Origin of the sequence: Leucobacter sp. 7(1) (assembly GCF_900163635.1) — a bacterium.
Classification (GTDB): domain Bacteria; phylum Actinomycetota; class Actinomycetes; order Actinomycetales; family Microbacteriaceae; genus Leucobacter.
The window spans coordinates 113,632-124,684 of the sequence record NZ_FUID01000014.1 but is presented as its reverse complement, the minus strand read 5'-3'; the positions used below and the strand labels follow the sequence as shown (position 1 = coordinate 124,684).

At 67.3% G+C, this 11,053-nt stretch carries 10 protein-coding genes and 1 pseudogene; 6 read left to right on the top strand and 5 right to left on the bottom strand.

The features are described 5' to 3' along the window. From FM113_RS18060 to FM113_RS03575, 6 genes and pseudogenes are all read left to right on the top strand, one after another. Nucleotides 1-1,178 (top strand): annotated as a pseudogene (locus tag FM113_RS18060) (hypothetical protein); the annotation flags it as partial. A gap of 158 nt (nt 1,179-1,336) precedes the next feature. Beyond that, the gene (locus tag FM113_RS03595; protein WP_254908851.1) at nt 1,337-1,930 is read left to right on the top strand and encodes a hypothetical protein; all 594 of its coding nucleotides are present in this window, start codon (nt 1,337-1,339) and stop codon (nt 1,928-1,930) included. Next, nucleotides 1,927-3,744 carry a type IV secretory system conjugative DNA transfer family protein gene (locus tag FM113_RS03590; RefSeq protein ID WP_087011584.1) on the top strand — a complete coding sequence of 606 codons (1,818 nt, stop codon included), beginning with the start codon at nt 1,927-1,929 and terminating at the stop codon, nt 3,742-3,744. The genes FM113_RS03595 and FM113_RS03590 overlap by 4 nt, the downstream gene beginning before the upstream one ends. Nucleotides 3,745-3,790: 46 nt before the next feature. Then, a complete protein-coding gene (locus FM113_RS03585; protein ID WP_087011582.1) occupies nt 3,791-4,255 on the top strand; it encodes a single-stranded DNA-binding protein in 465 nt (154 codons plus the stop codon). Between the two features lie 9 nt (nt 4,256-4,264). Then, the gene (locus FM113_RS03580; protein WP_254908850.1) at nt 4,265-4,864 is read left to right on the top strand and encodes a DUF4913 domain-containing protein; all 600 of its coding nucleotides are present in this window, start codon (nt 4,265-4,267) and stop codon (nt 4,862-4,864) included. Further along, nucleotides 4,861-5,061, top strand: a complete 201-nt coding sequence (locus tag FM113_RS03575) for a hypothetical protein (RefSeq protein WP_087011580.1) — start codon at nt 4,861-4,863, stop codon at nt 5,059-5,061. Before FM113_RS03580 ends, FM113_RS03575 begins: the two co-directional genes overlap by 4 nt. On the opposite strand, the gene FM113_RS03570 is transcribed toward FM113_RS03575, so the two are convergent. The 5 genes from FM113_RS03570 to FM113_RS03550 all read right to left on the bottom strand — a co-directional run bounded on the left by FM113_RS03570 (nt 5,045) and on the right by FM113_RS03550 (nt 10,893). Continuing rightward, nucleotides 5,045-6,688 carry a recombinase family protein gene (locus tag FM113_RS03570; protein ID WP_087011578.1) on the bottom strand — a complete coding sequence of 548 codons (1,644 nt, stop codon included), beginning with the start codon at nt 6,686-6,688 and terminating at the stop codon, nt 5,045-5,047. The genes FM113_RS03575 and FM113_RS03570 overlap by 17 nt on opposite strands. A 15-nt stretch (nt 6,689-6,703) precedes the next feature. Continuing rightward, nucleotides 6,704-7,681 (bottom strand): ATP-binding protein, encoded by a 978-nt coding sequence (locus FM113_RS03565; RefSeq protein ID WP_087011575.1) that lies wholly within the window; start codon nt 7,679-7,681, stop codon nt 6,704-6,706. Further along, nucleotides 7,678-8,094, bottom strand: coding sequence for a YraN family protein (locus tag FM113_RS03560; protein ID WP_254908849.1), 417 nt, complete (start codon nt 8,092-8,094; stop codon nt 7,678-7,680). The genes FM113_RS03565 and FM113_RS03560 overlap by 4 nt, the downstream gene beginning before the upstream one ends. A gap of 142 nt (nt 8,095-8,236) precedes the next feature. Continuing rightward, nucleotides 8,237-9,376, bottom strand: a complete 1,140-nt coding sequence (locus FM113_RS03555; protein WP_087011573.1) for an NAD(P)-dependent alcohol dehydrogenase — start codon at nt 9,374-9,376, stop codon at nt 8,237-8,239. Beyond that, nucleotides 9,373-10,893 (bottom strand): aldehyde dehydrogenase family protein, encoded by a 1,521-nt coding sequence (locus FM113_RS03550; RefSeq protein ID WP_254908848.1) that lies wholly within the window; start codon nt 10,891-10,893, stop codon nt 9,373-9,375. The genes FM113_RS03555 and FM113_RS03550 overlap by 4 nt, the downstream gene beginning before the upstream one ends. Nucleotides 10,894-11,053: the final 160 nt, after the last annotated feature.

Sequence of the window (11,053 nt, the reverse complement as noted above, 5' to 3'; positions counted from 1 at the left end):
ACACCGTCTACGGCCCGTTCGCGTCGGATGCGGAACTCACCGATGATCTCGACCTGAACGGTGCCCCAGTGCTGACGGAGCTTACGACGCCGGCCCGGAATGGGGTGTACAAGCTCGGATACACGGACGAGGACAAGATCGTGCCGACCGAGCCCGGCTTCTACGTCCTCATCACCACCTTCACCGGCGACGACCGCGTGCAGCCCTACACTTCCTCTCCGGCGGATGTGCTGGAACGCTTCTACGTCCCACCCACCAATACGGAGGTGCCCGTCTCGGTGGTGACGCAGGCGACACCGGAAGCGTTCGTCGGCGAACCCTTCTCGGACACGGCGCTGGTGCAGGGCACGACCATTCCCGAAGGCGCCTACCTCGTGTTCCGCGCCTACGGGCCCCACCCGGCGGACACCGATCCGGTGTGCGAGACCCCGTTCTACGTCAGCGAGGAGATCCCCGTTACCCAGGCGGGTGTCTACCGGTCCGGCACCACCACCGTCGAGACGGCGGGGAACGTGTACTGGATCGAAACCCTCTACAACGCCGACGGCGAGATCATCGCCGAGGGCACCTGCGGGGCGCCGGGTGAGACGACGGTGGTCAAAGAGCACCCGGAGGAGCTAATCGTGAAGACGAACGCCGTCCCGACCGTGAAGCTCGGTGATCCGGCGCATGACGTCGCGACCGTCACCGGCACCGTCCCCGACGGGGCACGCCTGGTGTTCGAGGCGTACCGGCAGGACGGCGACACCGCTACCTGCACCGCGGACGAGCTGGTGTTCGCCTCGAAGGTGATCGATCTGGATGGGCCGGGTGAGTATGCCTCTGATGAGGTGATCTTCGAGAGGGCAGGCACCTACTACTGGGTGGAGACCGTCACCGACGAGGACGGGACGATCCTGCACCGTGGCGTCTGCGGCGCACCGGATGAGACCACCACCGTCACCGACACTCCAGAGGAACCGGTCGCACCTGGGACTCCGGGTGAGCTCGCGCACACCGGCGGCGGCGACTGGTGGCCGCTCGGTGTCGCCGGTGGGCTGATGGCTGCGGCGACCGGCGGGGTGCTGGTGTTCGGGCGCCGTCTCGCGATCGCCCGCGACCGTGCCGGGTACGTCCGTGAGGAAGACGAAGCCTTCGAGGAGTTCAAGGCCCAGTTCGAGGGAGCAAAGGAGGACTAACCACAGGCTGCTGACCCGCCGGCATCCCCAGCCCCGGGCGGGTCAGCACGGGAGGGCACGAACCACCCCCAGGTTCGTGCCCTCCCACCTGCGTTCCGGGGCGGTGCGAGCGCACCTGCATGGCGATACCACTGCACTTCTTGGAGAGGACCCGCCCTGTGACGCCGAAGCCCCGCTACCGCCGCACCCACCTCAACCACCAACCCCCGAAAACAGCGAAGCCGCCGAAGGCTGAGCCGGGTGGGCCGGTCGTCGTGCCGGTGGTGGAGTTCACCATCACCGCTGATGGTGCGATGACGGTCACCGTGGATGGGGTGCCGTATCTGCCGGAGCCGTTCGCTCCGGCCTGGCGACGCGACTCCTTCCCGACAATCCTCGACACCCTCACCGCCCGGTACCGGTCGCCGCTGCGGGTGCAGGTACGGGAGGCGGACGGGTCGACGTTCACCGACATCATCACCCCGCCCCGCGAACGCCCGACACCGAAACCCTGGGAGACCCCAGCACCGGTGGCGGCTGTGGTGTCGCCTCCGGCCCGTGCCGCGCAGCCGGTGCTGCACCAGGTGGCAGGGGCAGGGTTCGTTCCGGGTGAGGATGTCGCCGTCGCGATCATCCACGCCCACACCGACGCCAGCAGCGACGGTACCGCCCGCGCCCTCCTCACCGCAGAGCAGGCCGCTCTTGCGGTGACAGGTGAAGTAATCCTCCTCGGCCGCATCTCCGGCACCCTCAGCATCGGGAGAATCCAATGAGTACTCCGCGGCAGGGTGGGGCGCTTGGGGATGAGCTGGCGAACCTCGGCATCATCGCCCTCATCGCCGCCGCTATCCTCGCCGTCATCCTCCGCGTCGCAGGCACGATCACCGCCTGGGCCACCGGGATAGCCCAGCCGACGGGCGGGATCGATGCCGGCCTCGGCGTGCTCCTGCACCCCGCAGACCCAGGGAGTGCGCTCGGCACCGACGAGCTGAACCCGGTGGCCTACTGGATCGTCACCGGCATCCTCATCGCAGTCGTCGGGAGTGCGGGGTGGTGGGTGTGGCGGTTCTTCCGGGAACATTCGCGGCAGACGAAGGTCGACCCGTACCGGATCGTCGGCATCGCCACCCGCACTGAGGTCACCACCACGGCATCGGGGAAGGCGCTGCTGCGGCGGGCCGGGCAACTCCGACCTTCGCTGTCGAAGCCCACGACCGCGGATGTCGGCTACCTCCTCGGCGTATCGAGAAATGTTGATGTGTGGGCGAGCGTGGAGGACTCGATCCTGCTGATCGGGCCGCCACGCTCCGGGAAGGGTCTGCATGTGGTCATCAACGCGATCCTCGACGCCCCCGGCGCCGTCGTCACGACCTCCACCCGCCCCGACAACCTCACCGCCACCTTGAAGGCGCGAAGCGCGGGAGGGCGACCGGTGGCGGTGTTCGATCCGCAGCACCTCGCCGAAGGCGTCCCCGCAGGACTCCGGTGGTCACCAATCCGGGGGTGTGAGGACCCGTTGACGGCGATGATCCGCGCCACCGGCCTTGCCGCAGGTACCGGCCTGTCCGCCGGTGGTGTCGAGGGTGGGGATTTCTGGGAAGGGAAGACCCGCACCGCTCTCCAAGCTCTCCTCCATGCCGCAGCGTTGGATCACCGGACCCCCGCTGAGTTGTTCCGGTGGACTCTCGATCCCGCCGCCGCGTCGGATGCAGTCGCGATCCTGACCGGACACCCGAAAACGGCGACGGGGTGGGCGGATTCGTTGCAGGCGATGATCGACTCCGACCCCAGAACCCGCGACTCCATCTGGCAAGGCGTGTCCCTGTCCCTTGCCGCCCTCGCAGACCCGCGCGTGCTCGACGCCGTCAGCCCCGGCCCGGAGGAGCGGTTCGATCCGGAGGAGTTCCTGCGTAGGCGCGGCACCGTGTATCTGCTCGCGACGGGTGCGGGGGCGAACAACAGTGCCGCGTTGGTGTCGGCGTTCGTGGAAGACCTCGTCGAAGCCGCCCGACGCCTCGCCGCACGCTCACCGTCAGCCCGCCTCGATTCGCCCCTGCTGCTGGCGCTGGATGAGATCGGAAACCTTGCTCCGCTGCCGTCTTTGCCGACGTTGATGGCGGAAGGCGGTGGTACGGGGATCACGTCGATGCCGGTGTTGCAGTCGCTCGCGCAGGCGCGGGAGAAGTGGTCCGAGAACGCGGCCGGCGCGATCTGGGACGCCAGCATTGTGAAGATCGTCCTCGGTGGCGCATCCAACTCGCGTGACCTCCAAGACCTCACCACCATCATCGGGGAACGCGATGAGATCACTGATTCCACGACGATCGGCGATCACGGTTCCCGCACCGCGCAACGCTCGATCCGCCGGGTGTCGATCATGCCGCCGGATGTGATCCGCACCCTCCCATTCGGCACCGGCCTCATCCTGCTACGCGCCGCACCCCCGATCGTCGCGAGGCTCCGGCCCTGGACCCGCCGTAAAGACGCGAGCGTGCTGCAGGCGCACCGCCGCGACGTGGAGGAACTGCTGCAAGCCGGCACCCCGGCGTCTCCGGGCGGGCAGGGTGCTTCGGGCGCACCTGAGTGACAGAGCACCCCGAACGGCGGGGTGCCGTCATCACGAGGAGTGTCCTATGGCCATCCACACTCAAGAGTCCTTGTCGGGGTTCATCGCCTCCGAACCGCACCTGTCGTTCACTGAGAAGGGTGACGCGCGCCTGTTCGTGAAGATCGGGCAGGAACACTACCGCCGCGAAGAGGACGGATCGTTCACGCAGACCGAGACCACCTTCCACGACCTCGTCGCGTTCCGCAAAACCGCCGAACGCGCCCACCAGCGATTCGCGAAAGGCGACAAGTTCGTTGCCGAGGGCTACACCCACACCTACGACCACAACGACGACAACGGCCAGCCCATCAAGGTCGAAGAGTTCGTCGCGAAGAAGATCGGCCACGACCTCGCCCGGACTCGCTACGCCGTCGACCGCCCCAGAAGAGCCCAGGAAACCGACTCGCTGGATACCGGGCTCGAGGACGCCACGCTGTCGCACGACACACCGCGCCGCACGTCTGCGGGCGTCGGGTCGGTCGGGAGGTGAGTGCGGATCGTGGTCGATGAACTACCCGACACAGCTGGCCTCGATCCGAGCGAGGTGGCGGAGGACGAGTTCGATGAGAGCTACGACCCGGACTCAGAGGCCTCCGGCGCTGACGATGAGGGACTGGCCGGGCCTCCGGGGCCGGTGAACTGGAACCTCCTCACTGCTGAGGCCGCAGAAGAGGAGTGGCTCGCACTCAACGAATGGGTGCACTGGCTACGCCACACCTACGGGCTGCCCGTCGCCGTCGTCCCGCCGTTCTGGCACCGCCACCCCGAGCTCGTATGGGAGCTCTCCGCGCTCCACATCCACTGGCTGTGCGCGATCCACCCCGAAGCCAAGGGCAGCGCCATGCTCGTCTGGCACCGCGACTTCGCCGAAGCCCGCGAACGCCTCCGCGACTGGACCGCCGCCTGCGGCACACGCCTGAACACCGACCGCCCCACCCGCCGCATCATCTGGCCCGGCGAAGAACCCGTCGAACCAGTTGAGGACATCATCATTCCGAACAGGGAAGAAGACTTCGTGGAGTACATGCACTCCGACGTGCGAGTCCGGCGCGCCGAGGAGGACGCGTTCTACAGCGGCCTGGTGGGTGAAGTGGGATGAGCGAGTCGGTTCCATGCCCCTCCCCGACGAAGCTCGCCGGACTCGTAGACCCCGGCGACTACGCCGAGTTCGATGCGGGATGGCACGACGGTGTCGCCCGTCGCATCGCGAACCCCGTACCGATCGAAGTAATCGAAGATCTCGCTCTACTCCTCGACTCGGCTGACCTGGTCTCGAGGATCAACCCACCGGAGTGATCTTGATCCTCTCCTCGATAGGTCCGCGTCCCGGCAGCGCGTCGATCTGGTGGATCATCCGGCGTAGATAGTTTCGCTTTTCCTTGATCCCCTTGCTCTCCCACGAACGAATCACGTCCGGGCCGTCAACGATCATCAGCTCGTCCAGTTCCACCGCGTCCACCCGGCGTTGGAGAGCATCGATGCGGTTCTGGGCGTCCTCGATGAGCCCGAGGAGCACGGTCACCATCGCCCCCTTGTAAGCCGCGGTTCCCTGCTTGAGCAGAAGAGCGTCCTTCTCCGCGGTGGCTTCATCGAGCTGAGTAAGGAGAGTGTTCACCTCATCGTCCGCCCGCGCCAGCCTCCGCCTGGCGCGGGCCTTCGCCAACGCGTCGTCGGTGATCTGGGAGAAGAACCAGCCCAACACGTAAGCCTCAGCCTTGCGCGCACCGATGGTGCAGCTGCCCGGGCAGTTCCCCGCACCACGATGCCGGTTCGTCATGCAGCGGTACACATACTCAGTCTCGGACTCACCACCAGCGCGCTTCCGCGTCTTCTGAAGGCCGTAGAGACGTCCACCGCACCGGCAGAACAGGAGACCCGTCAAAAGCCACTCATGGGAGCCCCACGGCTTCCGCGCCTTGGAAGTCTTGGCCTGCTCCAACAAGCGCCGCACACGCAACCAGGTTGCGCGATCACACACAGGCTCCTGTGAGATCACCGGTTCACTATTTGCGTCCAAAGCGATGTAGTCAAGAAGATCAAGCTTCACACCTCGCTGATGCTCAGGCACCTGTCGCATCCGGTATCCGATCATTCGTGGCGAGACCAACGACCGGTAGATGGTCGCCTCGTATACGAATGCGCCGGAAGCCGTCGTGATCCCGTACTGCTCCTTCCAGTAGCGACCGATCTGAGACAAACTCTTCCCGGCCAGAACCATATCCACTGCATCCTTCAATGCCTGATGCTCTACCGGATGAGGAACCAGCCGAACCCCCGTGCGACCCAGCTCATCCGTGACGCGTGGTCCGGACATCCAGCCAAAGGGTGGTGTTCCACCGTGATGGAAGCCAGCCTCGGCAAGGTGTCGCTTCGAAGCCAGTTGCCGCTCGCTCATCGAATCTGTCTCAACTTCGGCCAGGAGCGCTTTGATCCCGGTCACCAGTTTCGCTCCGGCAGTCGCAGTATTCAGTTCATCGGTCGAGTCCTGATGGGATCGCAACTGAACACTCGCGCGCTGGCAATCACCGATCCACTCGATGCACTTCGCGGCGATTCGATTCGTCCGGTCGAGCTTCCAGAAGGCGACCGCCGTCACCTTCTCAGCCTTGATGTCCAGATTTAGCTGACGCCAGCCCTTCCGCGTCTTCTGTGCCGACGAGCTTGCGGAGTCATTGTCGATGTACTCCCCCATCACAGTCCAGCCACCTTCAAGAGCCAACATCCGGGTCAGATCGATCCTCTGCCGCTCGATGGCATCGGCTTTGTCCTTGTGATACTTCGACAACCGCAGATACAGGTAGATCGGTTTTGTCCCGGCGACCGGGACCTCGGGACCAGTGTGATTGAACGCTGCGTAAACCACCGCGCGAGTTGTGCGGCCCGGACGCGCATGCGTGCCAGGACGACGTTCCAGAGTCTCCATGTGCTTCCTCCTTGATCAGGAGGTGCACTTTCCATTACCCAACTCGTCGAGGAAAAGCACCCCGTGGTGAGCTCGCGTAACGGCACCGGGTCGCACCACGCTGCCGGCACCCCCGCCGATAATCGCAACGGTTGTGGCGGTGTGATGGGGGCTCTCGAAAGGTGGGTGTCGGATCAGTCCGGTGAGAGGATTCCCTCCGAGCGACGCGATGCTCGTGGCTTCGAGCGCCTCCGTATCGGTGAGCGCGGGCAGGATCGTGGGCAGTCGCGTTGCCAGCAGGGTTTTTCCCGCGCCTGGGGGTCCGAGCAGAGACAGGTGATGTCGACCCGCGGCCACGACCGCCAGTGCTTCGACGGCCTCGGGCTGCCCGATGATCTCGGAAAGATCCGGACCGGCATTCCCCTGCGGCTGCGCCGGTGCGTCCGGGCTCAGGATCGGAGGGGCTGCGATCCCGTTCGCCCCGTGGCGGTACCAGCCGACCGCGTCCGCGAGGCTCCCCACGGCGACGATCTCGATGCCGGGTACGAGCTGCGCTTCGCTTGCGCATTCCGCCGGAACCATCACCCGCACAAACCCGAGCTGTCTGGCCGCGACCACCGAGGAGAGGAGCCCCGCGGGTCGCCGCAACTCCCCACCCAGGGCGAGTTCACCCAGGTGCGCGGTCTCCAGGAGTTTCGCTGCGGGAAGCCGTCGGGACGCGGCCAATGCGGCAAGCGCGATCGCTAGATCGAAACCAGCCCCGTGTTTCGGGAGCGCGGCCGGACTGAGGTTGACAGTGAGGAATCGCTTCGACAGCGGGAAGCCCGCCTGCGTTGTCGCGCTGCGTACGCGAAGCTTCGCCTCCGCGAGCGCCGTGTCGGGGAGCCCGATGATTGTCATCCCTGGAAGTTGCTGCGACACCGCGGCCTCCACGGTGACAGCCGTACCGTGCAGGCCGGTCAGGGCGATGGCCGAGGCGCGACACACCGCATCTGCGTACGGAGTCTCGCTCATGAGATCCCCCGCAGGTGGTCGATCTGCGGCTCCCGGCCTGGCAGAAGCACGATGCCGACGGCGTCGATCCGGAGGTGCTCGCTCCGTACCCGCTGTGCGCGGAGCCACTCGAAGAGCAGCCGCCGCAGCCGCGCCGCTTTCCTCGCGGTGATCGCGGAGAGCGGGTCTCCGAACCCCACGCCGCCGCGGGTTTTCACCTCGACCGCGACAACTGTGTCTTCCTCGCGGGCGACGAGGTCGAGCTCCCCGTAGCGACTGTGCCAGTTCCGCGCGAGGATCGTGAAACCGAGAGTTTCGAGGTAGCCGGCGGCGAGGGCTTCACCGCGGGCCGCCAAGGTGAGCGTCGGTCCGAGGCTGTCATGCGGGTCCTGCGGGTCAGGCCGCAGCGGGGATGGGTCGTGTGTGTAGGTCAAGAGGACACCTCCTGCCGACAATCATTGGCGGCGGGAGGGTGCCCAGGATGGGCTTCGGAGCGATCTGTGGATAAACGTGCCGCATGCACGCGGCAACACACGGCTGTGAGCGACGCAGCCGCGTGAACTCGGCCGGTGACGGCTAGCGCGCAGCACCAGCCGAGGTGTCCCGATCGCGGTGCGGAAAGCGCAGGATCGGCTTCACCACATCGCCGGATAGGGCGTCGGCGAAGGCCCGATCGATGTCGGCGAAGGGATACTCCGTGACGAGAGCGTCGAAGGGAAATCTGCCAGCCTCGTACAGCGCGAGCAGGCGCGGGATAAGCACTGCCGGATCCGCGTCCCCCTCGATCACCCCCGTGATCGTGGGGGCCCGCACGAGAAACGCGCCCACATCGATGCGCGCCTCGGTCCCCGGGGCTGCCGCCCCAACGAGGGCCCCGTGCCCGTGCGGGGCGAGGGCATCGATCATCTGGCGAAACACCGCGGGATTCCCGGTGGTGTCGATGGCGTACTCCGCGCCGGATCCGGTGAGCTCCCGGATGCGCGCCACCGGGTCCTCATGTCGCGCATCGATCACGTGGTGAGCCCCCAGGGTTGCGGCGAGCGCCAGGCGGCTCGGGACCACGTCGACGACGATCACTTGGGCGCAGTCCGAGACGAGCCCGGCCAGGAGCGCGGCACCGCCGACCGCGCCACCGCCAAACACGGCGAGGCTCGCCCCGGGTGGCGGGGCGAGCACGTTCCACACGGTTCCCGCTCCCGTCGAGATTCCGCACCCCAGCGGGCCGAGCAGGGGCAGCGCCGCGGTGGGGCCCACCCGCACAACCGAGCGTTCGGCCACATTGGCGTAGCTGGCGAAGCTCGACTGCCCGAAGAAGTGGCTCGATACAGGCTGCTGCTCGGAATCGCGCAGGCTGCGGGTGCCATCGCTTCGCGCACCCCCGAAATTGAGCGGGTCGAATTCCGTGCACGCGGCGGGGTGCCCCGCGGCACAGGGACCGCAGCCGCCGCACGAGCGGAAGCTCAGCACGACCTGGTTGCCGGGAACGACAGACGTCACGCGGGCCCCGACCGCGTCGACGATCCCCGCACCCTCGTGACCCAGCACCGCGGGCAAGGACGCGGGGAGCACCTGATCCCGCACGAGCGCGTCGGTGTGACACACCCCGGTCGCGACCAGGCGCACGCGCACCTCGTCGTCGCGCAGCTCATCGAGTTCGAGCTGCTCAAGGCGCATCTGTGCGGTGCCCGATCTGGCGACCGCCGCGGTGATCTTCATCGTCTCGTCCGTTCCTGCATCGAAAAATGTCCCCGCCCCGAAGGTGTGCCTGAGCTACAGGCGGTGCGCGGCGATCTCCCCCTGCATGGTGACCCACTGGGTCTCGGTGAACGCCTCGATATTGGCCTCGTGACCGCCAAACCGCGCTCCGGTCCCCGAGGCCCCCACGCCCCCACGCCCCCGAAGGGAGCCTGAGCTTCGTCGTCGACGGTCTGGTCGTTGATATGCAGGATCCCGCTCCGGAACTGACCGGCGAGCTCATACGCGCGCATCGCGTTCCCGGACAGCACCCCCACCGAGAGGCCGTAGGGGCTCGCGTTCACGAGCTGCACGAGCTCGTCTTCGGAGCGGTACCTCACAATGGGCGCGACCGGGCCGAAGATTTCCTCGGTACTCGCGGGGTGCCCCGGTGCCACCTCGGCGAGCACCGTGGGCCGGTAGTGCAAGCCGTCGTACGTCCCGCCGGTCGCGAGCCGAGCCCCGGCGGCGACGCTGCGCGTCACCAGATCGTGCACCCGATCCCGCTGCGGCGCATCGATCAGCGGCCCCAGTTCGGCCCCGTCCTCCGGCGGCCCCGCACGCAGCCGTTCCGCGTGACCCACGAGCGCACGCTCGTAGGCGGCCGCGAGCCGTTCGGGAACGAAGTGTCGGCCGGTGGTCATGCAGATCTGCCCCTGGTGTAGGAAACTCCCCCACGCGCCGGCCGCGGCCGCCGCAGCAATATCCGCGTCGTCCAGGATCACCAGTGCGTTGTTGCCGCCGAGCTCCAGGTGCACACGCTTCAGCGATTCCGCCCCGAGCGCCCCGATCGCGCGGCCGGCCGCCGTTGACCCGGTGAAGGAGATTACCGGGACGCGCGGATCCGTCACCAGCGCCTGTCCGACCGCAGCGGCGCCTGGCACCACGGAGAACACCCCCGCGGGCACGCCGGCCGCCTCGAGTATCGCGGCCAGCAAGAGCCCACCGGACACCGTGGTCCGAGGATCCGGCTTCAGCACGACCCCGTTCCCCAGGGCCAGCGCGGGGGCGACGGATCGGGCGGACAGCACCGCGGGAAAATTGAACGGCGAGATCACCCCGACGACCCCGACAGGCAGCCGCCGGCTGAAGCTGAGCCGCGGAAGCTCCGAGCGCAGCAGCTGTCCGAACGGGATCAGCGCGGTCGCCGCCGCCTGGTACAGCTCCGAAATCACCAGCCCGATCTCGAACTCGGCTTTCGCCGTCGCAGAACCCGCCTCATCAGAGAGCCATCTCCGAGCGACCGCGCGATGCTCGTTGAGGAGGTCCCCCGCACGCCGCAGCACCGCGGCACGTTCGCCGGGCGGTGTGAGGGCCCAAGCAGGCTGCGCGTCAACGGCGAGGGAGACCGCCGTCTCGACATCTGCGGGGGCACCGAGCGCGACCGAGGCGATCGGCTCTCCGGTGCTCGGGGAGACCACGGGCATCCGATCCGCCAGCTGCACCCAGCCACCGATGTATGCCCGCCCCTCCCAAGTGTCCTGTGTTCCCACGCTCATCGCTGTGCCCGCCTTCTCTCCGTTTCTCCGTAGTCAAGTCGGGGTCGGCGGGTCACGGTCGGCAAAGCGTGCACACCGGATCCGCGGCATCGGCGTTTCGTGCAGCACCGCACCCGAACCGCAGTTCCGCATCGTGGATGATTGACTCTCCTCGCGCCCG

What these genes read in the sequence shown, in the direction of transcription:
- FM113_RS03570 (WP_087011578.1), bottom strand. Translation starts at nt 6,688, where the DNA reads ATGGAGACTCTGGAACGTCGTCCTGGCACGCATGCGCGTCCGGGCCGC.
- FM113_RS03565 (WP_087011575.1), bottom strand. Translation starts at nt 7,681, where the DNA reads ATGAGCGAGACTCCGTACGCAGATGCGGTGTGTCGCGCCTCGGCCATC.
- FM113_RS03555 (WP_087011573.1), bottom strand. Translation starts at nt 9,376, where the DNA reads ATGAAGATCACCGCGGCGGTCGCCAGATCGGGCACCGCACAGATGCGC.
- FM113_RS03590 (WP_087011584.1), top strand. Translation starts at nt 1,927, where the DNA reads ATGAGTACTCCGCGGCAGGGTGGGGCGCTTGGGGATGAGCTGGCGAAC.
- FM113_RS03575 (WP_087011580.1), top strand. Translation starts at nt 4,861, where the DNA reads ATGAGCGAGTCGGTTCCATGCCCCTCCCCGACGAAGCTCGCCGGACTC.
- FM113_RS03550 (WP_254908848.1), bottom strand. Translation starts at nt 10,893, where the DNA reads ATGAGCGTGGGAACACAGGACACTTGGGAGGGGCGGGCATACATCGGT.
- FM113_RS03585 (WP_087011582.1), top strand. Translation starts at nt 3,791, where the DNA reads ATGGCCATCCACACTCAAGAGTCCTTGTCGGGGTTCATCGCCTCCGAA.